Below are 24830 nucleotides of genomic sequence, written 5' to 3'. Positions count from 1 at the left end.
GACATCGCATGTTCAACTGGATCGTCCGGAACAGCCTGTCCAATCGCCTGCTGGTGCTCGCGGTGTCCGCCATGCTGATGGTGTATGGCGCGCTGACGGCGTGGCGCACGCCGGTCGACGTGTTTCCCGACCTGAACAAGCCGCTGGTCACCGTATTGACCGAAGCGGGCGGCATGGCGCCGGAAGAGGTCGAGCAGCTGGTGACCTTTCCGCTCGAGACCGCGCTCAACGGCATGCCGGGGGTGAGTCGTGTGCGCTCGACCTCGGGTGTCGGGCTGTCGCTGGTCTATGCCGAATTCGACTGGGGCACTGACATCTATCGCAACCGGCAACTGGTGGCCGAGCGGCTGGCGCTGGTGCGCACGCAGCTGCCCGAAGGGGTGGCCCCCGTCATGGGGCCGGTGTCGTCGATCATGGGCGAAATCATGCTCATTGCGCTGCCGATCAATCCGGACGGACCGGGCGCAGCGGCATCGATGGAAGCGCGCGAATACGCCGACTTCGTGCTGCGCCCGCGCCTGCTGTCGATCGCCGGCATTTCGCAGGTGATTCCGATCGGTGGCGAGGTCCGGCAGCTTCGGGTCGAGCCCGATACGGCGCGCATGGCGCAGCTCGGCGTGTCGCTGACGCAGATCGAGCAAGCGCTGCGCGGCTTCGCGCAGAACGCTGGAGGTGGCTTCATCGACCGCAACAGCCGTGAATACCTGATCCGCCATGTCGGGCGCACCCATCGCATCGAAGATCTGAACGGGCTCGCGGTGGCCTGGAAGGACGGTCGGCCGGTGCGGCTGGAACAGGTGGCCAGTGCCGGCTTTGCACCCGCGCTCAAGCGGGGAGATGCCGGTTACAACGGCGCACCGGCCGTCATCATCAGCGTGCAGAAGCAACCGACCGCCGACACCCTTCGCCTGACGCGCGACGTGGAAGCGGCGCTGGGCGAACTCAGACAGGGCCTGCCCCCGACGCTGGGCGAACCCAGGGTGCTGTTCCGCCAGGCCGACTTCATCAAGGCCTCGGTCGGCAATGTGGTTGAAGCGCTGCGTGACGGCACCCTCATGGTCGGCATCGTGCTGTTCGCCTTCCTGCTGTCGGCGCGCACGACGCTGATTTCGCTGATCGCGATTCCGCTGTCGCTGGCGGTGACGGCACTGGTGTTCAGCCTGCTCGGCCAGTCGATCAACGTGATGACGCTGGGCGGGCTCGCGATCGCCATCGGCGAGCTGGTCGACGACGCGGTGGTCGATGTCGAGAACATCCTGCGCCGGCTGCGCCAGAACCGCAGCCTTGCGCAGCCGCTGCCGGTGCTCGAAGTGGTGCGACAGGCCAGCGTCGAGGTGCGCACCGGCATTGTCTATGCGACCGTGATCATGGTGCTGGTGTTCGTGCCGCTGTTCGCGCTGCCGGGCATCGAAGGGCGGCTGTTCTCGCCGCTGGGTGTGGCCTACATCGCCTCGATCCTGGCGTCCATGCTGGTGTCGATGACGGTGACGCCCGCGTTGTGCAGCCTCCTGCTGCCGAACATGAAACAGCTCGACCGCGCAGATAGCCCGCTGGTGCGCTGGCTCAAGCGCGGCGACGCACGTCTTCTGAACGCCTCGTTTCCGCGTGCGCGCGCACTCATCACGGTCGCAGCGTTCACGGTGATTGCAACGGCCGCCACGGTGCCCTTCTTTCCGCGCGTCTTCCTGCCGGCTTTCAATGAAGGTTCGCTGGTGTTGTCGCTGATGTTCTCGCCCGGCACTTCGCTGGCCGAATCAAGCCGCATGGGCGCGCTGGCCGAAACGCTGATCCGCGACATACCGGACGTGCGTCAGGCCGGCCGGCGCACCGGGCGCGCGGAACTGGATGAGCATGCGGAGGGCGTGCATTCGGCCGAGATCGACGTCGACCTGTCGCGCGGACGCGATCGCGAGGCGGTGATGGCCGATATCCGGCGTGCGTTGTCCGTACTGCCGGCATCGGTGGCGATCGGGCAGCCGATTTCGCACCGGCTCGACCACCTGCTGTCCGGCGTGCGGGCGCAGATCGTGCTGAAGATCTACGGTGAAGATACCGACACGCTGCGCGGACAGGCCGAACAGTTGCGTGCGCGATTGGCAGGCATTCCGGGCCTGGTGGATCTGACGGTGGAAAAGCAGGTGCTGATTCCGCAGATCACGGTGCGCATCGATCACCAAAAAGCGGCTCAGGCCGGCCTGTCACCGGGCGAAGCGATCCGTGCGCTGCAGGCGCTGACCGATGGCGCACACGACGGCGCGCTCATTGTCGACGGCATCCGTCGCTATCGTCTGGTGTTGCGTCTTCCGGACGACGCGCGCGGACCGGTCGATCTGGCGCGTACCCTCATCGACACGCCGGCCGGACGACTGCCGGTGTCGGCCATCGCCAGCGTGGAGGAAACCGATGGACCGAACCAGATCGGACGCGAGAACGGGCAACGGCGGATCGTCGTGTATGCCAATACCGACGGCACCGACATGGCCCATGTGATCGAGGATATCCGGCGCATCATCGATGCCGCGCCACTGCCGACCGGGACGTTCATCAGGCTTGAAGGCCAGTTCCAGGCGCAGGAAGAGGCGACGCTGCTGATCGCCGGACTGTCGCTGGTGTCGCTGGCCATGATTTTCCTGGTGCTGTACACGCGTTACCGGTCGGCCGTGCTGGCCGCCATCATCATGGCCAATATTCCGCTGGCCCTGATCGGCAGCGTGATCGCCATGTGGATCGCGGGCGTCAGCCTGTCGGTGGCTTCCATGGTCGGTTTCATCACGCTGGCCGGCATTGCGACCCGCAACGGCATATTGAAGGTGAGCCACTACATCCACCTGTGCCAGTTCGAAGGCGAGCGCTTCGGGCAGGCGATGATCGTGCGCGGTTCGCTGGAACGGCTCACCCCGGTGCTGATGACGGCGCTGGTCGCCGCGTTCGCGCTGACGCCGCTTCTGCTGGCGGCCGATGCGCCGGGCAAGGAAATCCTGCATCCGGTGGCGGTCGTCATTTTCGGCGGCCTGATCAGCGCCACCGTGCTCGACACCCTGCTCACCCCGGTGCTGTTCTGGTGTTTCGGCGGGCCGGCCCTGCAGCGGTTTCTTGAACAGGATCGCGCGTCCGGGGACGTACGGGAACCCGCCACCGGAGCGACCTGACGGATTTTCTGTTCATGCCGTGCTTCGCCGCCTGACGATCGATTGCAAACCTCACCTGATGGAGACCGTGCCATGAAAAAGACCTTCCTGATCGCCGCACTTGTCTGCGCTGCCGCAGCAACCCCGCATACCGCATCTGCACACGACGAAGCAAAACCGCGCCACGGCGGCGTCGTGCAGAAGGTGAGCGATCTCGACTTCGAACTGGTCGCCGATGGCGCGGGCGCAACGATTCACATCGACGACCATGGATTTGCCCGGTCCAGCAGCGGCATGAGCGGCAAGCTGACAGTACTCGACGGCAAGACGAAATCCGAAGCGGTGCTCGAACCCGCCGGCGGCAACCGGTTGTTCGCCGAGGGCATCAAGCTGGCTCCCGGCGCGAAGGCGGTCGCCACGATCACGAACGCTGCGGGAAAAACAATGACGGTGCGTTTCAGCATCCCGCAGTGAAACGCGCTCCACCCGGCACCGTTGCCTCGCCCGCACTGCGCGGCGGGGCGCTCGCCTTGCTGGCGGCGCTGCTGTTCGGCCTCAGCACGCCGCTGATCAGCCTGCTCGGACGAGACGTCAGTCCGCTGATCACGGCGGCGCTGCTCTATGTCGGTGCCGCGGCGGCCGGACTGTCCCTGATCCAGCCAGTGACGCGCGAAGCCCGCGTGCGCCGCCGCGACATGCCGGTCCTGCTGGGCATGGCAGCGTGTGGAGCCGTCATCGCGCCGGTCGCCCTTGCATGGGGGCTTCAGCATGCCAGCGCCGCCGGCGCATCCTTGCTGCTTACGCTTGAAGCGCTGGTCACCGCGCTGCTTGCCCGTCTTCTCTACCGCGAGGACATGGGCCGGAAAGCCTGGCTGGCGATGCTGTTGATCACGGCTGGCGCGGCGGTGCTGATGACTGACCGGGCACAGACCGGTGGAGGCGAGTTTGCGGGCCTGCTTGCCGTGCTGGTCGCCACGGTTGCCTGGGGTGCAGACAATACGCTGTCACGCGTGCTGGCCGACCGCGACCCTGGTCAGGTGGTCGTTTTCAAGGGGCTGATCGGTGCTGGTGCCACCACGGCGCTGGCGGTGCTCATGGGTCATGCCGCGCCCACCGTGCTTGCCACGTGCGGACTGCTCGTCGTGGGCGCGACGGGGTACGGCTTCAGCCTGCGTTTCTATCTGCTGGCACAGCGCACTTTCGGTGCCGCCCGCACCGGATCGGTATTTGCCTTCGCACCGTTCATCGGTGCGCTCGGCGCGTTCGCGCTGGGCGAACGTGATCTCGGTATTGCGGGAATCGCTGCCGGCGTGCTGATGCTGGCCGGCGTGCTGCTTCACTTGTCGGAATCACACGCCCACCGTCACCGGCATCCGGCACTGATGCATGAACACGCGCACACCCATGACGACGGGCACCACACGCACCTGCATGACCCCGTACCGTCAGGTCCGCACAGTCATCTGCACCCGCACCCGCCCGCTACGCACACCCATGAACACCTGCCTGACGCACATCATCAGCACGATCACCGCCACTGACGTACGCCGCCATGCCGGTGATCGCCCTTTTTCAGCTTTTTCCTCAGCCCAACGGTGAGCCCACCGTGGTCTTGTTGATGAATACCGCTCGATCGACCGGCACCACCCACACCAGCCCGTCACCGGTCTGGCCGGTGCAGGCGACGCTGACGATGCGGCGCACGATTTCATCGACCAGTTCTTCCTGCGCAACGATTTCGACGCGTACCTTGGCCGAGTAGTCGGTCAGTTCGTCCTTGATGCCACGCGGCACGTGTTCGGTGGGCGACCCGCACCCTTCGACCTTGCTGATCGTCATGCCCTGGAAGCCGGGCATTTCGCGCAGCACGGTGCGCAGCCGGGCCAGCTTGTTCGGGCGGATGACCGCTCTGATTTCCTTCATCTCAATGCTCCTTGAATCAGGCCTCGTAGGGCTTGTCGTCAAACCAGGTATAGAGGGCGGGCACCACGACGAGGGTGAGCAGCGTGCAGGTGATCAGGCCGCCGATCACCACGATGGCGAGCGGCCGCTGAACTTCCGAACCCGGTCCGGTGGCGAACAGGAAGGGCACCAGACCCAGCGTCGCAACGGTGGCGGTCATCATCACCGGCCGGAAGCGCATCTTTGCGCCATGCACGACCGCCTGCATCAACTCCATGCCTTCGTTGCGCAGGTTGCGGATGTAGGACACCAGTACCACGCCGTTGAGCACCGCGATACCCCACAGCGCGATGAAGCCGACCGAGGCGGGCACCGACAGGTATTCGCCGCTGATGAACAGCCCGATCACACCGCCGATCGACGCGAACGGCAGCACCGTGATGATCAGTGTGGCGAACCTGACCGACCCGAACAGCAGGAACAGCAGGAAGAAGATCGCCGCCACCGTGATCGGTACGATGATCGACAGGTGGCCCAGCGCGCGCTCCATGTTCTGGAACTGGCCGCCCCACTCGAAGTAGTAACCCTCGGGCAGTTCGACCTCGGCACCGACCTTCTGTTGCAGTTCGGCCACGAAACCGCCGAGGTCGCGGTTGGCCACGTTGATGCCGATCACGATTCTCCGCTTGCCGGTTTCGCGCGAAATCTGCGCCGGGCCGTCGCGCACGTCGATGCTCGCCAGGCTGGACAGCGGCAGCTGCGCACCGTCCGGCGTGGTGATCAACATGTTGCTGATGGCTTCGATGTTGTCGCGGAAGCGCTCGGGCAGACGCACCACCGCGGCAAAGCGCCGCTCGCCCTCGAACACGTCGGTGACGTGGCGACCGCCGATGGCCGCTTCGATCAGGTCGTTGATGTCCGCCACATTGAGGCCGTGGCGGGCAATCGTGCGGCGGTCGATTTCGATGGTCAGATACTGCTGGCCGGTCACCCGCTCGATCTTGATTTCGGATGCGCCCGGCACGGTGCGCGCCACGCGCGCGATTTCCGCGCCCTTGTCGCGCAGCGTGTCGAGGTCGTAACCGAAAATCTTCACCGCCACGTCAGCCCGCACGCCGGTGACCATTTCGTCGACCCGGTCGGAAATCGGCTGCGCCATGATGATGTTGACGCCGGGCAGCGCTGCGAGCTTTTCGCGCATGGCGTCCTGGATGGTTTCCTGCGTCCAGCCTTCCGGCCACTCGTCACGCGGCTTGAGCGACACGATGGGCGTCGACTCGTTCTGCGACTGCGGGTCGGCCGGCGATTCGCCGCGACCCACGCCGGACACCGCCGACTTCACGCCCGGCACTTCCATCACCAACCGCATCGCCTCGCGCTCCATCTTCAGCGACTCTTCGAGCGAAATATTGGGCACCCGGTCCATGGCCGGCACGACCGAACCTTCCTTCATTTCCGGAATGAAGGCGGTACCGAGGAAGGGCAACATCGCAAGCGCGCCGATGAAAGTCAGCACCGCCAGCAACACCGTCTTCTTGCTGTTGGCCACCGCCCAGGTGAGCATCGGGAGGTAGGGCTTCTTCAGCATCCGGATCAGCCAGGTATCGTGGTCGGCCCCGCCCTTGAGCAGATAGCTCGACAGCACCGGCGTCAGCGTCAGCGCCAGCACCAGCGAAACGAACAGCGCGATGGCGATGGTGTAGGCGAGCGGCGCGAACATCTTGCCTTCCATGCCCTGCAGCGTCATCAGCGGCAGGAACACCAGAATGATGATGCCGATGCCGAAGATGACCGGCGTGGCCACCTCCATCACCGCGGACAAAATGACGCGGATGCGGCTTTCGCCCTCTTCCTTGGCATGGCCGAGCCGCTCGAAGGCGTTTTCGACCACCACGACCGAGCCGTCCACCATCAGTCCGATCGCGATCGCGAGCCCCCCGAGCGACATCAGGTTGGCCGACAGCCCGACCTGGTTCATCACGATGAAGGTGACCAGCGGCGTGATCACCAGCGTGGCAATGACGATGATGGAGGAGCGCAGGTCGCCCAGGAACAGATAGAGCACGATGACGACGAAGATGACGCCTTCAATCAGCACCTTGATGACGGTGGCGAGCGCGGCATCGACCAGTTCGGATCGATCGTAGTAAGGCTCGATCTTCAGGCCGCCGGGCAGCATGTTCTTGTCGTTGATCTCGGTCACCTTCTTCTTGATGTCCGACACCACGGCCTTGGCGTTGCCACCCGCCATCATCATGACGACACCACCAACCGCCTCGGTGGTGCCGTTCTTGACCACCGCGCCCACGCGCACCGCATGACCGAAGGCGACCTCTGCCACGTCGCGGATGTACACCGGCGTACCGCCGACCTCCTTCACCACGATGAGGCGGATATCCTCGAGGTTCTGCACCAGACCGACGCCGCGGATCAGGTACTGCTCGGCGTTCTGCGGCAGGATGCCGCCGCCTGCGTTGGCGTTGTTGCGGCCCAGCGCCTCGTACACATCCTTCACCGTCAGGCCGTAGTGGCGCAGCCGGTCCGGATTGACCAGCACCTTGTACTGTTTCTGGAAGCCGCCCTGCGAATTGATTTCCGCGACACCGGTGGTCGAGCGCAGCAGCGGCCGCACCACCCAGTCCTGTACGGTGCGCCGCTCGGTCAGTTCGGCCTGCGTCAGTTCGCGGTCACCGTCGTCCGGCTTCACCAGCGTGTATTGGTATACCTCGCCCAGTCCGGTGGACACCGGACCGAGCACCGGCACCACGCCCGCGGGCATGCGGTCGCGCACTTCGAGCAGGCGTTCCATCACCAGCTGGCGCGCGAAGTACAGATCGGTCTTGTCGGTAAACACCAAAGTGATCAGCGACAGACCTGGCTTGTTCAGCGAGCGCATTTCGACCAGGCCGGGCAGGCCGGTCATGCCGATTTCGACCGGCACGGTGATGAAGCGCTCGACCTCTTCCGGCGAGCGCCCGGGTGCGTCGGTGGCGATCTGCACCTGAACGTTGGTCACGTCGGGGAAGGCATCCACCGACAGCTTGCGCGCGGCATCCAGGCCGAAGGCCAGCAGACACAGCGCAACCACGACGATCACGAGGCGCTGTTTGAGCGCCCCGCGTACAAGAGCTTCAATCATGTTTCATCCGATCCGGTAGCGAGTGGGGACAAGGCGGCAGATCCGGACATCAGTCCGTTTCCTTGCGCTTGCGCTCGTTGTTCAGATGGAAGGCACCGTCGGTCACGATGCGCTGCCCTTCGGTCAGTCCGGACATCACCGGCCGCAATTCGCCGATCGCCTGGCCGAGCTTGACTGGCGTCATGCGGTACTGGCCCGGGGCCACCTCGACGAACACCTGGTCGTTGTCGCTTTCGCGTACCACCGCCTTGCCCGGTACGGCAAGTCGCCTGGTCGGGCGGGTTTCGATCAGTACGGTGGCCAGCATGGCGGGCTTGAGCGAACGGTCGCTGTTGTCCAGCTCACTACGCACGGTCACCGTGCGGGTGACCGGATCGACGATGTCGGCGATGTAGATCAGCTTGGCGGTGAGCTGCTGGCCGAGCGACGGAATTTCGACCTGGATGTTCTGGCCCGCCTGCACCTGACCGGCCTGCTGCTCCGGCACTTCCGCTTCGACCCACACACGTGACAGGTCGGCAATGGAAAACAGCACTTCGCTCGGCTGCACCACCTGACCCTGGGTGACCTTGCGCTCCACCACGGTGCCCGCCATGGTCGCCACCACCGGCGATACCGAATTGATGGCACCGGTTTCGGTCAGCTTGTCGAGTGCCCGCTGACTGACGCCAAGCACGCGCAGCTGGTCAGCCGCGGCACGCTGTTCGGACTGCGAAATCGCCAGTTCGCTCTCGCGCCGCTGCAGCTCGGCGCTGCCGATCACGTCGGCATCGAGCAACTGGCGGGCGCGCTCGACGCTGCGCTGGTTCAGTTGCGCCTGTGCGCGCGCCTTCATGTAGGAAAGCTGGGCGGCGCCCAGTTCCGTGCTGTTGAGCACCGCCAGCGTCTGGCCGACCTTCACCTGCTGGCCCAGCACGGCCTGCAGTTCGCTGATGCGACCGGTGACGGTGGCACCGATGCGGGTGATGCGCTGTTCGTCGAAATCGACCTGACCCGCCACGCGCAGCATGTCGGACAGTTCGACGCTGGTCACTTCACCCAGCTGGATGATGCGGGTCAGGTTTTCGCCGGCCGACACCAGATTGGGGTCGGCCGGTGCGGCGGCCTTGGCCGGTTCGGCCTTGTCGGCTTCGCCGCAGCCGGCGAATATCAGGGAAGCGCCAAGCAGGCTGGCGTAGAGCAGCGGACGGGTGATTGAAGTCATGTTCGGTCCAGGATCTTGAGGATTGGAATGGGTAGCGGAGCGGGCAGGGCGGCGCGTCAGCGGACGGCGCTGAGCCGCTCGATCTCGACCACGGCCGCGCTCAGGTCATAGCGCGCGCTGATCAGTTCGTTGCGCACGGCGCGGAACACGCGCTGTGCGTCGAGGAAGTCGAGAATGCCGCGCTCGCCGAACCGGTAGGCGGCTTCAGCCACCTTCAGTGCCGCTTCCGCTTCACGCACGATGCCGGTTTCGAGTGCGCTGACCTGGTTGCGCGACAGTTCGAACTGGCGGTAGGCCGCGTCGAGCTGCTGCTGCAGCTGGAACAGCCGGTTGTCCAGCTGCAGACGGGTGCGCTCGACCTGCGCGCCGGCCTGAGCAATCTGGCCCTGACGGCGATCGAAGATCGGGATGGTCACGGCGACGCCGATCCGATTGGCGTCGTATTCCGGGTCGCGGTCGCGCGCCAGCTTGAGCGACACGTCCGGCATGCGGCGCAGCTTTTCCAGCTCGCGCTGCTCGGTGAAGCGGTTGATCTCGGCCTTCAGACGGAAGATTTCCGGGTTGCGCGCCAGCATGTCGTCGCGCAGCTGACCCAGCGGCGGCAGCTCGGCGTCGCGCTCCAGTTCGCCCTGCAGGTCGAAATCTTCCGGCAGCTGACCGGCGACCAGCGCGCGCAGCCGGGTCTTGGCCTGCACGATGCGCAGCACGGCGGCGTCGGCATTCTTCTGTGCGGTCAGCAATTCGGTATCGGCGCGGATCAATTCATACCGCGGCGCCTCGCCGGTGTTGACGCGCACCTCGACCCGGTTGCGGATCGAGCGCGCCAGTTCCAGATCTTCCCGCGCGGCGCGCAGCTCGTCCTGAAAGCGGATGACCAGGTAGTAGTTCTGCTTGAGCTGCGCGAGCAGGTCGATTTCGAACGACTGCACACCGGACTGCGCCGACACCACGCCAGCCTCGGCCACACGCAGCCGGGCGTCACGCTGCGACGGGTAATCGAAGCGCTGCGACAGGCCTATCGTGCCGAGCGATCCGGGCGCGAGATTGGGACCGCGCGAGTTCCGGTCACCTCCCATCACTTCCAGCTCCGGATTGGGATAGGCACGCGCGGTGAGGGTGTCGGCGCGACTGACCTCGACATCGGCCCGCGCGGCGCCCAGCGAAGGATTCGCTTCCATTGCCAGCGCTTTCAGTTGTTCCAGCGTGTAAGGCTCGGCGGCGTGAGCCGCCTGCACGCAAAGGCCGATGACGGCCAGCAAGGCGATTGCTTTTGTTTTCATGGTTCTGCGTAGTGATTTCAATGGACGGGTCTGGCCGCGTGCACGTCCGGCCACGCAGCGCTGAAACGATCTGGAGCACCGGGTGAAAGCCCGGGCATGGCGCCCCGCGGGGCGCCCGGTCAGGCGAGCCGGGGCGGCCGCAGCAGAACCTGGGCAGGTTCCGGTTGCTGCAGTGAGAATATTTCGCTGTCCAGCGCGGGGCGTCCGGAAAAGGACCGACCGGGAATGATGTGAGCCGCAACCGGATCGGTCGGGTCACCCGCAATGCTGAGAAAATGGCTCAGCGCACTGTGCGGGTCCAGCGGCACGTCGAGCGACGCTTCGACGCCGGTGCATGTTTCGCACCCGAGCGGTGCATCGAAACTGTCGTCAACGGCGGTATCGGCGCTCGTCCAGAGGGACGACAGCGCGATCAACATCAAGCCGATGAAAAGCAACGTGCGTGCGAGAACCATAGAGGTCTCCGAGTCGTGGCGTCGGTCAAAAGTTCCTTCCCCTGGCGCGCCGCATATTTTGCAGCGCACCACAATACAGCATCAAGCACCATCCATGCCGGTCATCCGGCCAGCTTTGCTAAACTACGCCAGCTGTTCTCCCACACCGGTAATCCTACATGCTGAAGTTGTTGCGCTGCACTGCATTCGTCCTTCCTGTCCTGAGCGTACTGATGTCCTCCCCCGCCCTGGCAGACCTGATTCCGCCGCCGCAGCCGAATGCGAAGGCGTGGCTGCTGGTCGACCACGAATCCGGCACCGTCATGGCCGAGTCGCGGCCGGACGACCAGGTTGACCCGGCTTCGCTGACCAAGCTGATGACGGCCTATCTGACTTTCAAGGCCCTCAAGACCGGCCAGCTCAAACCTGAGCAGACGGTGCCGGTCAGCGTGAAGGCCTGGAAGACCGGCGGCTCGAAAATGTTCATTGCGCCGGATCGTCCGGTCACCGTGGAAGAACTGCTCAAGGGCATGATCATCCAGTCCGGCAATGACGCCTGTGTTGCACTGGCCGAAGTCATTGCCGGTTCGGAAGAAGCGTTCGCGCAGATGATGACGCGCGAGGCGCAGCGCCTCGGCATGACCGGCACGCAGTATCGCAACGCCAACGGCCTGACGGAAGCCGGACATTTCACGACTGCCCGCGACCTGTCGCTGCTGGCGCGCGCGCTGATCCGCGACTTTCCGGAGTACTACGGGCTGTATTCGACGCTCGACTACACCTACAACAACATCAAGCAGGGCAACCGTAACCGGCTGCTGACGATCGACCCCAGTGTGGATGGCCTGAAGACCGGCTTCACCGATGCCGCCGGCTGGTGCCTGGTGTCGTCGGCAAAGCGCGACGGGCGGCGCGTGGTGTCTGTGCTGCTCGGCGCACCGAACGAGAGCGGCCGCATCGAATCGTCGCGCGCCCTGCTGAACTACGGCTTCAACGCCTACGAAAATGCGAAGCTCGCGGCCGCCGGCGAGGCGCTCGGCCAGCCCGCTGTATACAAGGGTGCGGCGGCGCTGGTGACGGTCGGCCCGGTCAGCGACGTGGTGCTGACGCTGCCGCGCGGCCAGGCCGCCAGGGCCACGCGCGACATCGTGCTGACGACACCGGTGATCGCGCCGGTCGCCGTCGGCCAGCAACTGGGCACGATGAAGCTGCTGCTCGACGGCCAGCCGGTCGGCGAGGTGGCGCTGGTGGCGCAGACGGCGGTCGAGGAAGGCGGCTTCTTCCGCCGCGTCTGGGACACGATACGACTGTGGTTCGGCTGGTGACACGCTGACATGACCGACAGCCTGCTCGATTTTCCGACCGACTTTCCGCTGAAGATCATGGGCGAACGCCATGACGACTTCGCGCAGGAAATGGTCAATGTGGTGCTGCGCCACGCGCCGGACTTCGTGCCGGCCAGCCTCGAAATGCGGCCGTCGTCGGGCGGGCGCTACATCAGTCTGACCGCGACCATCCGCGCCACGTCGCGCGAACAGCTCGATGCGCTGTATCGCGAACTGAGCAGCCACCCGATGGTGAAAGTGGTGCTGTGACGGCACAGGTCGTGCCACTCGGGCGCGTCGGCTACAGCGAGGTGTTCGACGCGATGAAGGCGTACAACGCACGCGCTACAGCCGAACACCTGCCGGACCAGTTCTGGCAGGTCGAACACCCGCCGGTGTTCACGCTCGGGCTGGCCGGCAAGCGCGACCACCTGCTGCACGACATCGGCGTGCCGGTGGTCGAATCCGACCGCGGTGGCCAGATCACCTACCACGGCCCCGGCCAGGTGGTGATCTACACGCTGCTCGACCTGAAACGCGCCGGCCTCGGCGTGCGCGAGCTGGTCAACCGCATCGAGCAGGCGGTCATCGACCTGCTGGCCGGACACGGCGTCGAGGCCCGGCGGCGCGCCGGCGCGCCCGGCGTCTATGTCGGCCCGGCCGGTGACGACGCCAAGATCGCCGCGCTCGGCCTGCGCGTGAAGCACGGCCACACGTATCACGGCGTGTCACTCAACGTCGACATGGATCTTTCACCGTTTGCCGCGATCAACCCCTGCGGCTACAGTGGATTGCGCGTCACGCAGACGCGCGAGCTCGGCATCGATCTCCCACCGGAGGCGATCTGCCGGCAACTGACCGACGCGCTACAGCGCGCCCTCTATGGATGAGTCAGGTCGTTGGCTCGACCTTATAACCCGAGTACACCGTTAGGAACCATCCCGTGACCGACCCGCTCTCGTTGGAAACCCTAGTTTCGGAGTTCTCGGAAGATGCCGAGGCATGGGTATTGAAGGAGGCGACTTCTGAACAGTACCTTGCCATTCCTCACCCTGCGTATCCCGGTCGCAGGCCACTTCACTTCTTCATGAGCAAGAGTGATGCCGAAACCATACTGGTCGAAGTTCTCGATGTGAATCCGGGGTTGCGCAGCAGGGATGTTTTTGCGCACAAGGTTAGGCTGCTTGATGCTGTCCGCGCTATCGCTGAAAAGCCGGTTGCGGGTGGTATCGATGGATTTGCCGTCCACTCTCCCAATGAGGTTTACGAATTCCTTCGACAATCGTAGTTCCCGGCTGACACGCGGCCGAATACGACTGACCTGGGCTTGCGAGCTTTGTGAGCTGTTGATCGGTAAGATTTGGCTGCATGACGATTTAATCAGCGTGATTTATGTGAGGTGCGCGTGATGACAACATCCGTTGAAGTGCTCGAAGCAGAGTTTCTGCGGCTCTCGGTACCTGACCGGGCACGATTTCTCGACCGGGTCATCGCTCGGCTGGATGCCGACAAGTTGCTCGATGAAGCATGGGACCGCCTGGCGGCCAATCGTCAGGCCGAATTTGAGAGCGGCGCGGCGCGGTCGATACCCGGACCGGAATTTCTGGATCAGTTGCGTTCGGAACTGCTTTGACGTATTCGCTGCACGGCGGCGCAGCTGCCGATCTTGCCGCGGCAGCAGGTTTCTACCGTCGTGAAGGCGGGAAGGCGCTTGCCGCGCGGTTCATCAGTGAATTCGGACGCGTCGCGGAATTGCTTGCCGGCAATCCGGGGCTTGGAACACCGACAGAGGGAGGCAGGCGCTGGTTTCCGCTCTACCAGTTTCCGTACGCCCTCATTTATGTTGAAGAGGACAAGGGTATTCACATACTTGTCGTACGCCACCAGAATCGCGATCCCGGCCACGGCGACGAACGCCGCTGAAGAACCGGACGAATCCAGCGCCCAGACGGATACCAACCACCATGACCGACACCACCTACGACCCGACCCACAAACAGAAGGGTTCGCTGAAGACTGCCCGCATCCCGATCAAGGTGGTGCCGGCGGAAACGCTGCGCAAGCCGGACTGGATCCGCGTGCGCGCGGCGCGCCCGGACAGCCGCTTCGGCGAAATCAAGCAGATCCTGCGCGAACACGACCTGCATACGGTGTGCGAAGAGGCGAGCTGTCCGAACATCGGCGAGTGCTTCGGCAAGGGCACCGCCACCTTCATGATCATGGGCGACAAGTGCACGCGCCGCTGCCCGTTCTGCGACGTCGGCCATGGCAGGCCCGACCCGCTGGATGTCGACGAACCGGAAAAACTGGCGAAAACCATCGCCGCGCTGAAACTGAACTACGTGGTGATCACCAGCGTGGACCGCGACGACCTGCGCGACGGCGGCGCGCAGCACTTCGTCGACTGCATCCGGGCCGTGCGTGCGCATTCGCCGCGCACCACCATCGAAGTGCTGGTGCCCGACTTCCGCGGCCGGCTCGATGTGGCGCTGGGCATCCTCAACGCCGCGCCGCCCGACGTGATGAACCACAACCTCGAATCGGTGCCGCGGCTGTACGCACAGGTGCGGCCGGGCTCCGACTATGCGCATTCGCTGCGCCTGCTGAAGGACTTCCGCGCGCTGCACCCCGAGGTGCCAACGAAAAGCGGCCTGATGCTCGGGCTGGGCGAAACCGACGACGAAATCCTGCAGGTGATGCGCGACCTGCGCGCACACGACGTGCAGATGCTGACGCTGGGCCAGTACCTGCAACCTTCCGGCGGCCACCTTCCGGTGCTGCGCTATGTGCATCCGGACGGCTTCGCGATGTTCGAACGCGAAGCCAACGCCATGGGCTTCACCCACGCCGCCTGCGGCCCGATGGTGCGCTCCAGCTACCACGCCGACCAGCAGGCGCACGCCGCCGGTGTCGACATCGGCGGTCTTGGGGCGTAGTACGGATCGCCTGGAGGGGTGTAGCAGGGTTTCGGCGAGCACCCCCGTCCGAGCCCGCCATTCGTAGGAGCGGACCCCGTCCGCGATGCGGAGCTTCGCAATGCGACATCACGTATCTGGAGACCAGATCGCGGACGGGGTCCGCTCCTACGACAGACATCGCCAAACGTTGAATTCGTTGAATTTTTCTCGAGAACCTGACGGTTGATCAGACCAGCCAGTCGGGGCGCAGCAGCATCACCACACCCAGTGCCAACATCACCAGGCCGCTGATCAGCTTGAGCACGCGGCCGCCGCGCTCGGTGAGCTTGCCGCTGCCCAATGCGGCAACCGCAGTGCCGACCATGAGCGCGTCATCGGCGATGTAACCGGCGATGTACAACGCAAGATAGCCGTAGTGCGCCGCCGGGCTCAGTGCCTGCTGCGCCAGCACCGAGGTGTAGAGCGCCGGCAGACCCGCCGTGCACAGCAGCTCGATGAGGTTCACCAGCACGGCGAGCGCGGCCACCGACAACAACGACACAGGCAACGACGGCGCCTGCACGACGCGGCGCATGCGCGCGTACAGGCCGGGCTTGGCCACCTCCGGAATCGACATCGACAGCCCGCGGCCGAAGGCGAAGAAATCCTTCACATTGATCGCACCGATGACCAGCGCCAGCAAGCCCAGTGTGCCGCGCACCAGCGGCGTCAGTCCGACCGCCAGAAACAGGTTGAGCCAGGCCGCCATGAACACGAAATACACCGCACCGCTGACCAGCACGAAGGTGCCTGCGATCAGCGCCATGCGGCGCCTGTCCTGCAGCCGCACCAGCAGCGACAGCAGGAACAGCAGCACCCACATCGCGCACGGGTTGAAGCCGTCCAGAAGGCCGAGTGCGAGCGTGAATGCCGGCAAGCCGAGCCGCGCCACATCCAGTTCGCCGATCAGCGGCAGGTGCAGTGGGGCGGACGGTGGGGCGAGGCCGGTGTCGGCAATGAAGGCGAGCAGCGCCGGTCCGCCGTCGAAGCCGCTGATCACCCGCCCGCCCAGCACGAAGGTGGGCACGCCGGGTGGCCAGATGCCGGCCTGCTGCGACAGCGTGATCAGTTGATCGCGCGCCGCCTGGTCGGCGATCACGTCGTGATAGACGATGCGCAGCCCCGGCCGCTCGGAGGATTGCACATCGTCGAGAAAGCGCTTTGCCTCGGCGCAGTGCATGCAACCGCGCTGCACATAGACATGCAAGGTGCTGTCGGCGTCGCCGGCCCGGACCGCTGTCGCGGACAGGGTCAGCAACACGCACCACAACAGATGCAGCAGGAATGATCGGGGGCGGGCGAAGGTCATCGAGCAACGGTACCTTCAAGGAATGCCCGATTATCGCGCCCTTGTCACGGCCGGTCGCTGCGGTACATCTTGTCCGGATTCATCTTCATGCTCCACGGCAGGCCGGAGTTCTGCCAGCCGTTCTGCAGTCGGAAGCCCTTCTGCGGGCCGTCCTTGATTTGCGCGCCCTGGAAACCGTTTTCGACGAAACGCGCATTCGGGAAGCCATTGGCACGCAGGAAGGCAGCACTCGGTTCGCCGCGTTCGCTGCCGGAACGGCACAGGGTGATGACTTCGGCATCGGTGCCCAGCCCGCGCTTGTCCAGTTCGGCCTTGATCTGCACGGCGAAGTCGGGATTCTGGAAGGTCTTGAACACGTTCTTCTCGGCATTCCACTTCGTGCGGTCGACAATCAGGTAGGGAATGTTCACGTGCGCCGCGTCGGTGAAGCCGACGAACATGATTTCGACCGGATCGCGCACATCGACCAGCAGCACCTTGCTGTCGGCCTTCTGTACCGCGGCGTGCGCGTCGGCGGCGGAAATCGCGATGTCGACGGCGGATGCGGCAAGACTTGCCAGCGACAGCGCGGCAGCGAGGAACAGTCTTTTCATGATGTGTGGTTCTCCTGGTTCAGTGCGTTTGCATGGCTTCATCGTGCGCCTTTCGCGCGCCCCTGCCAGTGACTGCGATCACCGACGGAACGCGCGGGGTGGTCCGTGCCGGTCACGCAGCGTGCAGCACATTCGCATTCCGCCCCGAGCCGGTCTCCAGCAACCTTCATGTCTGTACGTCCGGCGTGGGGGTGTCACGGCGCGGGCCGGACACCGCAGTCAGCAGGGGCCAGACGAAGGCGAACACCAGCGCGCCGACAGCCACCGACAGGCCGATCAGATTGGCCCAGTCGACCCAGTAACCCATTTCGTCGATCGAGGACCGGGTCACCAACGGCACCAGCCAGAGCGCCAGCGCGGCAAAGGTCGCGCCGATGATCAGCGATGCCGGTAGCGCTTCCCGCCAGTGGGCGTGCCGGCGCAACAGCGCCGCCGACATGAGCGCGATCCATACCGCCGCGCCACCCGCGATCCACGGCAACTCCGTCAGTGCCAGTTCGAACACGATGTTCAGGGCCAGCCATATTTCGTACATGTCGTTCTCCTCAAACCCTGCCCTTGGCCACCGCCATGTAGGCGGGCTTGAGCAGGCGGTATTTCATCAACCAGGCGAAATAGCTGTCCTGCAGCGGTTCGATCATCGGCAGTGACGGCACCAGGCGGCCTTCGTAGTCGAATTCCACCAGCAGCGCCGAGCCTTCGCGCAGCAGCAGCGGGCAGGAGGTATAGCCGTCGAAGCGCTGCGACGGCTCACCGCCGGCGATCACGTCGATCAGGTTCTGCGCGACGACGGGTGCGCTCTTCTTGATCGTCGCCGCCGTCTTGCCGCGCGGCGTGCCATTGATGTCGCCCAGACCGAACACGTTCGGATAGCGTCGGTGGCGCAGCGTTTCCTTGTCCACCTCCAGCCAGCCGCCGGCTGCGAACGGACCGTCCTGCCAGGCGAGCGTGCTGTTCTTCACCGCGTCCGGTGCGCGCATCGGCGGCACCACGTGGATGAAGTCGTAGCCCATTTCGTTGCGCTCGCCCTCCGGCGTCAGGAAGGTGGCGCGGCGCGCGCCGATGTCGATCGCCACCAGCTTGCTGTTGAAGGTGACCGGCACGTTTAGGTCCGCCCATCGGCGGAGCACATCGTCATTGACCGGCTTCACGCTGAAGATATTGTCCAGCGCGGAGTGGAAGCTCACTTTCGACGACGCGCGCGTGCCGGCCTCGCGTAGCCGGTCCGCCAGCATGAAGGTCATCTTCAGTGGCGCACCGGCGCACTTGAGCGGCGTCGCCGGAAGGGTCATCAGCGCCTCGCCACCCTGGCGGCGAAAGGCGTCCATCGCCAGCCAGGTCGCCTGCGCCGCCTGCGGGCCGGGGTAGACGCTGGTCAGGCCGTTGGCCCCGATGGCCGACACATCCATGCCGTCGATCTGCGCATAATCCAGATGCAGGCCGGTCGCCACCACCAGATAGTCGTAGCGGATGCGCTGGCCGCCTTCGGTGATCAGCGTGTTGGCATCGGGCTCGAACCCGGCCGCCATGTCCTTTACCCATTCGACGCGGCCGGGCAACAGGTCGGCATTGCGGTCGCTCACCTTGTCCACCGGCCAGATACCGGTCGCCACCAGCGTGTAGCCCGGCTGGTAGTTGTGGATTTCCTTGCGGTCGACAATGGTGATCTTCGCGCCGTCGAGTTCGCGCGCCAGCCGGTTGGCAATCGCCACACCGCCCAGGCCGCTGCCGGCGATGACGATGTGCGCCGAGGTCTTCACCGCCGCCCGTGCCGGGCGCGATGTCGCCGCGCCAAGTGCTGCGGCGCCCAGCGGCAGTGCCGAAGCGCGCAGCATGAAGCGGCGCCGGCCGATGTCCGGCAGCACTGTCGTTCCAGCGACGTCCTGTGTTCGGTGTTTCATGAATGTCTCCTCCCGGCTTTTCGCCTTGTCGATTGCCTTTGTCGCCCGGTGGGTGATCGCCGCCAGACGGGTTTCCGAGCGGTATCGCCGATGAAGGTCCGGCGCGCGCACGCGTCACGCGCAAGCGTCCGGCCTGCCAGATCCAGGGCGGATTCCGCTTGCACAAGCATCACTGAACAAGTCTCGTGCCAGCCTCGGAAAGAAGATTTAAAGTATTTATCAATCAGGGGCTTGACGAAGATTTCGAATGGCAACGCTTGACCGTGAGGCTGACAGCGACACAGACTGACAGCCCGAGCACGTCAGAACTGTCAGCCCCATGTCAGACGAACTGCGTCCGCTGCCTGAACTGGTGTCGTTCATCGAACTGGCACCCGAACCGCACATCCTGTTCGACCGCGACTACCGCGTGATCGCCGCCAACAAGGCCTATCGCAGCCAGTTCGGCGGCAACCGCAGCGTGATCGGGCGCACCTGCTACGACGTGTCGCACCACTACAGCGTGCCGTGCGACCGCGCCGGAGAGGCCTGCCCGCTGGCGCGCAGCCTCGAATCGGAACAGCGCGAGCGCGTGCTGCATCTGCACCAGACGCCGCGCGGCGAGGAATACGTGAACATCGAACTGACGCCGGTGCGCAACGGCAGCGGCGACATTGCGTGGTTCATCGAAAAGATGGAACCGCTGAAGGTGGCGCGGGGCGTATCCGATCGCAGTGGCCTGATCGGCCGCGCGCCGGCCTTCCAGCGCATGCTCGAACTGGTCGCGCGGGTGGCGCCGTCGGACGCCAGCGTGCTGCTGCAGGGCGAATCCGGCAGCGGCAAGGAACTGGTGGCGCAAGCGGTGCATGACGCCAGCCGGCGCGCCGACCGCGCCTTCGTCGCGGTTGACTGTTCCGGCCTGCAGGACACGCTGTTCGAAAGCGAGCTGTTCGGCCACGAAAAGGGCGCCTTCACCGGCGCCATCGCGCGCAAGGCAGGACTGGTCGAGGCGGCCAGCGGCGGCACGCTGTTCCTCGACGAACTGGGCGACATTCCGCTGACCATGCAGGTGAAGCTGCTGCGCCTGCTGGAAACCGGTACCTATCGCCGCGTTGGCTCCACCGAACTGATGCGCGCCGATATCCGCCTGGTGTCGGCCACGCACCGGCCGCTGAAGCAGATGATTGCGGAAGGCCGCTTCCGGCAGGACCTGTACTACCGGCTGAATGCCTTCCCCATCGTTGTGCCGCCGCTGCGCGAGCGACGCGAGGATCTGCCGCTGCTGGTCGAATCGCTGCTGGCGCGTGTCGCACCGGGTCGGCGGCTGACCGTGTCACCATCGGCCATGCGTGCGCTTCAGGCGCACGCCTTCCCCGGCAATGTGCGCGAATTGCGCAATGTGCTGGAGCGTGCCAGCCTGCTGTGCGACGGCGAAGAAATCGGCACGCAGCATCTCGATGAGGAGGTGCGCGTGGGTTGCACCGGTCCCGCCCGCCGGAACGCGACCGACGGGCAGCCGGTGGAGGGCGAGGCGGCGGTGGATCTGGAAGAGGCGCAGCGTCAAATGCTCGCGCGAGTGGTGCGCAACCACACCGGCAGCCGTCATGAGCTCGCCCGCAAGCTCGGCATCAGCGAACGCACGCTGTATCGCCGGCTGCGCGCGCTGGGCATCGCACAGGACTGAATCCGGGCAGCGACCGGCGCGACTGCGCCATCGCTGGCAGGCAGCCCTGCCTGCGCTGGCAGCGCGGCAGTGGATGCTGGCCGACACTTCGGCCGCAAACGGCGCGCAGTGCTGAAAGTACCGGATGGCACGCGGATTGCGAATGTCCAGTGACAGAAACCGGCAACCGGGGCAGGCAAGCGCCCCGATCGACCGTGCTGGCCGCGCCCTTCCACACCGCACTCGGCCAACGCGTCCGCGCCCGATGCCAGCCGTGACCCGGTCCGCCGGCTTCGTCCTTTTCCGCATGCATCACCGGAGCCCGTGCCATGACCCACACGATCGAACTGCCCGCCCTCCTCCCGCACGCGATGTGCGCCGACCGCCGCCGCCTGCTGATCGCCACCACCGGTGTCGGCGCAATCGCCGTGGCGGCGACCGCCGTCCCCTTCCTGTCCAGCTTTGCGCCGTCCGACCGGGCGCGCGCCGCCGGTGCGCCGGTCGAAGCCGACGTGAGCAAACTTGCGCCCGGCAGCATGATGACCGTCGAATGGCGCGGCAAACCGGTGTGGGTGCTGCACCGCACGTCGGACATGCTGGCACTGCTCGAGCAGCACGAAGCCCGGCTGGCTGACGCCACATCCGCCGAAGCGCAGCAGCCTGCTTACGCCGCCAACCGCGAGCGAGCGCGCCGCGCCGACTATCTGGTGGTGATCGGCATCTGCACCCACCTCGGCTGCTCGCCGACCGAAAAGATCGACACCGGCAGCAGCTCCGGGCTGGGCGACGACTGGCCGGGCGGCTTCCTGTGCCCCTGCCACGGCTCGACGTTCGACCTCGCGGGACGCGTGTTCCGCAACCAGCCGGCGCCGACCAATCTCGAAGTGCCGCCCTACCAGTGGCTGTCGGATACGCGGCTGCTGATCGGCGATGAGGGCGCCACAGCGGCCTGAAGCCGGGAACCGAAGTCGATCAAGGCCGTGGGCGCGATCAGCCCCTTTTGCGGATGACCTCACAGATCCCAATGAGGCGACAGCCGCTCATCCCATCGCGTCACCGACCTGAACCGCATCACGAGTTCGGCGACCGTTCCCCACGGTTCGCCAGCCATCTCGTCTGCCTGTGCGGGTCTCGGTTCGGAAAACTCATGCCAGACGTGGTCATCCTCGGTCGGCGTGCTCTTGTCTTCCTCCGGCTTCGCATACGCGGCCGGAATTCCGAGCTGTTCGGCGATGAAGAACTCACCACGGTCAAGGCTTGCCTTGACCGCCTCAATGTCGGCTGAAGTCGCGCGGCCTTCGAGCAACACGCTGCGCCACGATTTGTAGTTGCCTGCATCGCGGCAGAGGTAGTCGAAAATGCTGTACTCATTCATGCGAAACCTGCCCAGCGGTTGTCGAGAAACACCTCGCTGCGGTGCCTTCGAAGAAAGGCGGCCTCAGGCACAAAGCGATGCGGCAACTCGATCGCACGGCCTTCGAGCGGCTTGAAGACGGACTCGACGAAGGGCTCGTCGGATCGGCGCAGTTTTTCCGACAGCAGGACTTTCCAGTCGTCGCTCAGCGAAATGAGTCCTTGGTCAAAAGCACGGTCATGGATGGCGGAAAGACACAGCCCGTTGCCCGGATTGAGCCGGTTTGCCTTGTCCGCCTTCCACGGCACGATATGGCTTGCAATGAGCAGCCGCGGTTCCGAAACTCCGGACATGCAACAGCGACCGCGATAACTGGCCAGCACAGCGCGGCGGAAGAAATTCTGCTTGATGCGCTGTTCGGTCAACACGCGGCGGGATTCGCCGGTGAAATCGTCCGGAATCTCGAAGCCTTGGAGCTTTTCGTCTTCCATCGGGTCGGCCGCAGCATCCGTCACGAATTGTTTGCGCAGTCTCTCGCACTCAAGTGCCAGACTTTCCCAGTCAGCATGGAAATCCGCCCAGATCTCACGGTCGAGCGCAGACGCGCCATCAAGGCCCCTGCGGCCCGTACTCGTGATCGCCGGATCGAGGCTGGCGAAGTTCACAAGCTTCATGGCCACGGCTGACGGCGTTCTGCCGATCTGGCTGGCCAACTGCATGACCTCGTTATTGCGCGAATGCAGCTTTCCGAATGGAAGCTGGCAATACAGGTGAAAGGCGAGCTTCAGTTGATCTCTTGTCCAACGACCTTCACGCATGAAGATTTCAGGCAGTGCAACCGAAGCTGCCGCTGCCGGCTCCCTGAGGGCCAATGACGTGACGATGAGTTTAGCGACTGCGCCGGTCATTGGTACAACGAAGTGTACGGATCGTCGCTCGCAGGCCCTGTCTTCCGTGGCGGAGGCGGGCAGCGAGTTGAGCAGCAGCGCCGTGACGGGAAATGATGCTAAGGGATGCCGCTGCCGATCGCTTCGTTTGACATATCGCCCCTTGTTCATTTCGCCGTGAGCAGGCTAACAACCTGCAACACCAGCGACCAACCTTGTTCGTTCAGCGCCGCACCGAGCGCGACAGCAAGACCAAGGATAAGACAAAGGGCCTTGAAGGAGAGATGAGCTTCCATCGGAGTGTCTCCGAGTGATGTGTGTCGTGGTCATGTTAGGAACGTCCCGCCGCCGCCAACAGGCTGAACTGGTTCAGCGTCGAACAGTCCCTCCGAGTTGGTCTATGGCGCCAAACCAGAATGCGGGCCTAGGCACCCGTGATGTGCGGACAGTTTGGCCGTCTCCACCCGGTGCATAGGGGGTGAAGTGATTCAGTGAACCGAGACGCCCCGCTCTCGTGTCCACGAATTTGCAGGCCGCTGCATGGCCACTCCGCCGCCCTCGGTCAAACAGGGGCGCCCTTGCACGCTCTCATCACCCGCGAATACCAAGGCCAAACGTTCACGTTCCGGGTGTCACCGACCGGCGCAATGGAGCCAGAGTGTGATCGGCATATAGGCGCCAGTCGCGAATCGACGGTAAGCGTCCGACCGCCGTCTTCCCCTCCCTGATGCCAACACGCTGGTGCTGAGGCTCGCGCGGCTGGCTGCGCGATGCTGATTCCGTCGGGCACCAGTACCTGGCTGGCGGCCGGCGCGGCGACCGGGTCAAGCTGCTGGGGTGGGATGGCGACGGGCCTTCGGTGTCCCGATCAGCCGACGGCCTGCTGGTACTTAAGGCATGAACCCGACTTATCTCGACACCCCGTCTGCTGACGACGCAGGTCGTGCCGCTGGTGTTCGTGGAGACCTTCGCGCTGAGAGGTGGCAGTAGCTCACGGATACGCGCTCGAACACGCGCAAGCGCCTCGTCGCCAGAAACCATGGCCGTGTTGCCGGTCTTCACATCATCCCGACGCGTTATGCTTACTCTCGGCCCGGCAGCTTGCGACGCAGAATCAGGCTCAAAGCTGGCGATCAGGCGCTCGACAAACTGCATCGGTCTTCCACAGACCTGAGAGGCGGCTCTCTACGCAGGCAAAAGCCTCATGAACGGCGTTCCCAGTAGGAGGGGAGCCGGCTGTGGTGAGCGATGGCGCTGATCCTGATCACTCCGGAGTCCGCGCGGTACAGAAGGGAGTATGGGTATCGGCCGATCGGGAAGAGAAGCCGCCCCTTGCTCGTCGGCGTACCAAGACCCGGAAATTCCGAAAGCAGCCGCGCCTTCTCATCGAATATGGCCAGGAAGTTGCGAGCCACGTTCGCACTAACATGCTCAGCATAGAAGCCGACGGCTTCGGCCAGTTCAGCCTCGGCTTCCGGGGAAAGAAAGTAGCTCACGCAAGCTTTGATCGGATTCGCGCCACCGCGTCTTCGCCGCGCACCCATGCCGCTTCGCCGCTGGCGATGCGAGCCTCCCGACGATCGGCCTCTTTCGACCAGGCAGTCGCCCACTCGGGATCTTTCTCCAGGCTCGATATGAGCCGGTCGATGAGCCTGGCGCGTTCTGCTTCAGGGAGGCTCAGGACCTCGGCTTCGAGAACATCAATTGGAATGGTCATTTCACACCTCGCTTGCGGAAAGCATGCCACAGGTGGAAGACCGCGTGGATGGCGGCGA

26 protein-coding genes are annotated in these 24830 nt (G+C 64.8%); 12 read left to right on the top strand and 14 right to left on the bottom strand.

The features are described 5' to 3' along the window. The first annotated feature begins 8 nt into the window (after window positions 1-8). From Q8R75_RS05170 to Q8R75_RS05160, 3 genes are all read left to right on the top strand, one after another. The gene (locus Q8R75_RS05170) at window positions 9-3149 is read left to right on the top strand and encodes an efflux RND transporter permease subunit (protein ID WP_305626647.1); all 3141 of its coding nucleotides are present in this window, start codon (window positions 9-11) and stop codon (window positions 3147-3149) included. 72 nt (window positions 3150-3221) lie between these two features. Next, window positions 3222-3602 carry a hypothetical protein gene (locus Q8R75_RS05165; protein WP_305614127.1) on the top strand — a complete coding sequence of 127 codons (381 nt, stop codon included), beginning with the start codon at window positions 3222-3224 and terminating at the stop codon, window positions 3600-3602. Continuing rightward, window positions 3599-4669, top strand: a complete 1071-nt coding sequence (locus tag Q8R75_RS05160; protein WP_305614126.1) for a DMT family transporter — start codon at window positions 3599-3601, stop codon at window positions 4667-4669. The genes Q8R75_RS05165 and Q8R75_RS05160 overlap by 4 nt, the downstream gene beginning before the upstream one ends. A 43-nt stretch (window positions 4670-4712) precedes the next feature. Here Q8R75_RS05160 and Q8R75_RS05155 read toward each other — a convergent pair whose 3' ends face one another. From Q8R75_RS05155 to Q8R75_RS05135, 5 genes are all read right to left on the bottom strand, one after another. After that, window positions 4713-5051: a P-II family nitrogen regulator gene (locus Q8R75_RS05155; protein ID WP_305614125.1), complete on the bottom strand. Its 339-nt coding sequence runs from the start codon at window positions 5049-5051 to the stop codon at window positions 4713-4715. 16 nt (window positions 5052-5067) lie between these two features. After that, window positions 5068-8169 carry an efflux RND transporter permease subunit gene (locus Q8R75_RS05150; RefSeq protein ID WP_305614124.1) on the bottom strand — a complete coding sequence of 1034 codons (3102 nt, stop codon included), beginning with the start codon at window positions 8167-8169 and terminating at the stop codon, window positions 5068-5070. A gap of 49 nt (window positions 8170-8218) precedes the next feature. Continuing rightward, a complete protein-coding gene (locus tag Q8R75_RS05145) occupies window positions 8219-9373 on the bottom strand; it encodes an efflux RND transporter periplasmic adaptor subunit (protein WP_305614123.1) in 1155 nt (384 codons plus the stop codon). A 56-nt stretch (window positions 9374-9429) separates the two neighbouring features. Continuing rightward, a complete protein-coding gene (locus Q8R75_RS05140; RefSeq protein WP_305614122.1) occupies window positions 9430-10653 on the bottom strand; it encodes a TolC family protein in 1224 nt (407 codons plus the stop codon). A gap of 119 nt (window positions 10654-10772) precedes the next feature. After that, a complete protein-coding gene (locus Q8R75_RS05135; RefSeq protein ID WP_305614121.1) occupies window positions 10773-11108 on the bottom strand; it encodes a hypothetical protein in 336 nt (111 codons plus the stop codon). Window positions 11109-11266: 158 nt separating this feature from the next. On the opposite strand from Q8R75_RS05135, the gene Q8R75_RS05130 reads away from it, so the two are divergent. From Q8R75_RS05130 to lipA, 7 genes are all read left to right on the top strand, one after another. After that, complete coding sequence (locus Q8R75_RS05130) at window positions 11267-12412, top strand: D-alanyl-D-alanine carboxypeptidase family protein (protein WP_305614120.1); 1146 nt, start codon at window positions 11267-11269, stop codon at window positions 12410-12412. Between the two features lie 9 nt (window positions 12413-12421). Further along, window positions 12422-12682 (top strand): DUF493 domain-containing protein, encoded by a 261-nt coding sequence (locus Q8R75_RS05125; RefSeq protein ID WP_305614119.1) that lies wholly within the window; start codon window positions 12422-12424, stop codon window positions 12680-12682. Beyond that, window positions 12679-13302 carry a lipoyl(octanoyl) transferase LipB gene (gene lipB, locus Q8R75_RS05120; RefSeq protein ID WP_305614118.1) on the top strand — a complete coding sequence of 208 codons (624 nt, stop codon included), beginning with the start codon at window positions 12679-12681 and terminating at the stop codon, window positions 13300-13302. The genes Q8R75_RS05125 and lipB overlap by 4 nt, the downstream gene beginning before the upstream one ends. Before the next feature lie 53 nt (window positions 13303-13355). Further along, complete coding sequence (locus Q8R75_RS05115; protein ID WP_305614117.1) at window positions 13356-13700, top strand: hypothetical protein; 345 nt, start codon at window positions 13356-13358, stop codon at window positions 13698-13700. 120 nt (window positions 13701-13820) lie between these two features. Then, the gene (locus Q8R75_RS05110) at window positions 13821-14045 is read left to right on the top strand and encodes an addiction module protein (protein ID WP_305614136.1); all 225 of its coding nucleotides are present in this window, start codon (window positions 13821-13823) and stop codon (window positions 14043-14045) included. Further along, entirely contained in the window at window positions 14042-14335 is a 294-nt protein-coding gene (locus tag Q8R75_RS05105) for a type II toxin-antitoxin system RelE/ParE family toxin (RefSeq protein WP_305614116.1), read from the top strand. The genes Q8R75_RS05110 and Q8R75_RS05105 overlap by 4 nt, the downstream gene beginning before the upstream one ends. A 41-nt stretch (window positions 14336-14376) precedes the next feature. After that, the gene (lipA, locus tag Q8R75_RS05100) at window positions 14377-15348 is read left to right on the top strand and encodes a lipoyl synthase (RefSeq protein ID WP_305614115.1); all 972 of its coding nucleotides are present in this window, start codon (window positions 14377-14379) and stop codon (window positions 15346-15348) included. 208 nt (window positions 15349-15556) lie between these two features. Here lipA and Q8R75_RS05095 read toward each other — a convergent pair whose 3' ends face one another. From Q8R75_RS05095 to Q8R75_RS05080, 4 genes are all read right to left on the bottom strand, one after another. Further along, complete coding sequence (locus Q8R75_RS05095) at window positions 15557-16678, bottom strand: glutaredoxin family protein (RefSeq protein ID WP_305614114.1); 1122 nt, start codon at window positions 16676-16678, stop codon at window positions 15557-15559. Window positions 16679-16722: 44 nt separating this feature from the next. Continuing rightward, a complete protein-coding gene (locus Q8R75_RS05090) occupies window positions 16723-17271 on the bottom strand; it encodes a rhodanese-like domain-containing protein (RefSeq protein WP_305614113.1) in 549 nt (182 codons plus the stop codon). A 166-nt stretch (window positions 17272-17437) separates the two neighbouring features. Beyond that, window positions 17438-17806 carry a hypothetical protein gene (locus tag Q8R75_RS05085; RefSeq protein ID WP_305614112.1) on the bottom strand — a complete coding sequence of 123 codons (369 nt, stop codon included), beginning with the start codon at window positions 17804-17806 and terminating at the stop codon, window positions 17438-17440. Window positions 17807-17816: 10 nt separating this feature from the next. Next, window positions 17817-19172 carry an FAD/NAD(P)-binding oxidoreductase gene (locus Q8R75_RS05080; RefSeq protein ID WP_305614111.1) on the bottom strand — a complete coding sequence of 452 codons (1356 nt, stop codon included), beginning with the start codon at window positions 19170-19172 and terminating at the stop codon, window positions 17817-17819. A gap of 319 nt (window positions 19173-19491) precedes the next feature. On the opposite strand from Q8R75_RS05080, the gene Q8R75_RS05075 reads away from it, so the two are divergent. Then, on the top strand, window positions 19492-20835 hold the full coding sequence (locus Q8R75_RS05075) for a sigma 54-interacting transcriptional regulator (RefSeq protein ID WP_305614110.1): 1344 nt from the start codon (window positions 19492-19494) through the stop codon (window positions 20833-20835). Between the two features lie 308 nt (window positions 20836-21143). Further along, window positions 21144-21767, top strand: a complete 624-nt coding sequence (gene petA, locus Q8R75_RS05070) for a ubiquinol-cytochrome c reductase iron-sulfur subunit (protein ID WP_305614109.1) — start codon at window positions 21144-21146, stop codon at window positions 21765-21767. 59 nt (window positions 21768-21826) lie between these two features. On the opposite strand, the gene Q8R75_RS05065 is transcribed toward petA, so the two are convergent. The 5 genes from Q8R75_RS05065 to Q8R75_RS05045 form a co-directional block, all read right to left on the bottom strand. Beyond that, entirely contained in the window at window positions 21827-22189 is a 363-nt protein-coding gene (locus Q8R75_RS05065; protein ID WP_305614108.1) for a hypothetical protein, read from the bottom strand. After that, complete coding sequence (locus tag Q8R75_RS05060; RefSeq protein WP_305614107.1) at window positions 22186-23226, bottom strand: HNH endonuclease; 1041 nt, start codon at window positions 23224-23226, stop codon at window positions 22186-22188. The genes Q8R75_RS05065 and Q8R75_RS05060 overlap by 4 nt, the downstream gene beginning before the upstream one ends. Next, on the bottom strand, window positions 23223-23351 hold the full coding sequence (locus tag Q8R75_RS05055; RefSeq protein ID WP_305614106.1) for a hypothetical protein: 129 nt from the start codon (window positions 23349-23351) through the stop codon (window positions 23223-23225). Before Q8R75_RS05055 ends, Q8R75_RS05060 begins: the two co-directional genes overlap by 4 nt. A 906-nt stretch (window positions 23352-24257) precedes the next feature. Further along, the gene (locus Q8R75_RS05050) at window positions 24258-24551 is read right to left on the bottom strand and encodes a type II toxin-antitoxin system RelE/ParE family toxin (protein ID WP_305614105.1); all 294 of its coding nucleotides are present in this window, start codon (window positions 24549-24551) and stop codon (window positions 24258-24260) included. Beyond that, complete coding sequence (locus Q8R75_RS05045; RefSeq protein WP_305614104.1) at window positions 24548-24772, bottom strand: addiction module protein; 225 nt, start codon at window positions 24770-24772, stop codon at window positions 24548-24550. The genes Q8R75_RS05050 and Q8R75_RS05045 overlap by 4 nt, the downstream gene beginning before the upstream one ends. Window positions 24773-24830 lie beyond the last annotated feature (58 nt).

The organism is Methyloversatilis sp. (assembly GCF_030696805.1).
Classification (GTDB): Bacteria; Pseudomonadota; Gammaproteobacteria; order Burkholderiales; family Rhodocyclaceae; genus Methyloversatilis.
The sequence above is the reverse complement of the archived record's forward strand: the minus strand, read 5'-3'. Positions and strand labels throughout refer to the sequence as shown.

Excerpts from the sequence above, each read along its gene's own strand:
- Q8R75_RS05055 (WP_305614106.1), bottom strand. The coding sequence starts at position 23,351 with ATGGAAGCTCATCTCTCCTTCAAGGCCCTTTGTCTTATCCTTGGTCTT.
- Q8R75_RS05140 (WP_305614122.1), bottom strand. The coding sequence starts at position 10,653 with ATGAAAACAAAAGCAATCGCCTTGCTGGCCGTCATCGGCCTTTGCGTG.
- Q8R75_RS05145 (WP_305614123.1), bottom strand. The coding sequence starts at position 9,373 with ATGACTTCAATCACCCGTCCGCTGCTCTACGCCAGCCTGCTTGGCGCT.
- Q8R75_RS05075 (WP_305614110.1), top strand. The coding sequence starts at position 19,492 with ATGTCAGACGAACTGCGTCCGCTGCCTGAACTGGTGTCGTTCATCGAA.
- Q8R75_RS05135 (WP_305614121.1), bottom strand. The coding sequence starts at position 11,108 with ATGGTTCTCGCACGCACGTTGCTTTTCATCGGCTTGATGTTGATCGCG.
- Q8R75_RS05110 (WP_305614136.1), top strand. The coding sequence starts at position 13,821 with ATGACAACATCCGTTGAAGTGCTCGAAGCAGAGTTTCTGCGGCTCTCG.
- Q8R75_RS05080 (WP_305614111.1), bottom strand. The coding sequence starts at position 19,172 with ATGAAACACCGAACACAGGACGTCGCTGGAACGACAGTGCTGCCGGAC.
- Q8R75_RS05155 (WP_305614125.1), bottom strand. The coding sequence starts at position 5,051 with ATGAAGGAAATCAGAGCGGTCATCCGCCCGAACAAGCTGGCCCGGCTG.
- petA (WP_305614109.1), top strand. The coding sequence starts at position 21,144 with ATGACCCACACGATCGAACTGCCCGCCCTCCTCCCGCACGCGATGTGC.
- Q8R75_RS05095 (WP_305614114.1), bottom strand. The coding sequence starts at position 16,678 with ATGACCTTCGCCCGCCCCCGATCATTCCTGCTGCATCTGTTGTGGTGC.
- lipA (WP_305614115.1), top strand. The coding sequence starts at position 14,377 with ATGACCGACACCACCTACGACCCGACCCACAAACAGAAGGGTTCGCTG.
- Q8R75_RS05150 (WP_305614124.1), bottom strand. The coding sequence starts at position 8,169 with ATGATTGAAGCTCTTGTACGCGGGGCGCTCAAACAGCGCCTCGTGATC.
- Q8R75_RS05170 (WP_305626647.1), top strand. The coding sequence starts at position 9 with ATGTTCAACTGGATCGTCCGGAACAGCCTGTCCAATCGCCTGCTGGTG.
- Q8R75_RS05090 (WP_305614113.1), bottom strand. The coding sequence starts at position 17,271 with ATGAAAAGACTGTTCCTCGCTGCCGCGCTGTCGCTGGCAAGTCTTGCC.
- Q8R75_RS05045 (WP_305614104.1), bottom strand. The coding sequence starts at position 24,772 with ATGACCATTCCAATTGATGTTCTCGAAGCCGAGGTCCTGAGCCTCCCT.
- Q8R75_RS05165 (WP_305614127.1), top strand. The coding sequence starts at position 3,222 with ATGAAAAAGACCTTCCTGATCGCCGCACTTGTCTGCGCTGCCGCAGCA.
- Q8R75_RS05125 (WP_305614119.1), top strand. The coding sequence starts at position 12,422 with ATGACCGACAGCCTGCTCGATTTTCCGACCGACTTTCCGCTGAAGATC.
- Q8R75_RS05085 (WP_305614112.1), bottom strand. The coding sequence starts at position 17,806 with ATGTACGAAATATGGCTGGCCCTGAACATCGTGTTCGAACTGGCACTG.
- Q8R75_RS05130 (WP_305614120.1), top strand. The coding sequence starts at position 11,267 with ATGCTGAAGTTGTTGCGCTGCACTGCATTCGTCCTTCCTGTCCTGAGC.
- Q8R75_RS05065 (WP_305614108.1), bottom strand. The coding sequence starts at position 22,189 with ATGAATGAGTACAGCATTTTCGACTACCTCTGCCGCGATGCAGGCAAC.
- Q8R75_RS05060 (WP_305614107.1), bottom strand. The coding sequence starts at position 23,226 with ATGAACAAGGGGCGATATGTCAAACGAAGCGATCGGCAGCGGCATCCC.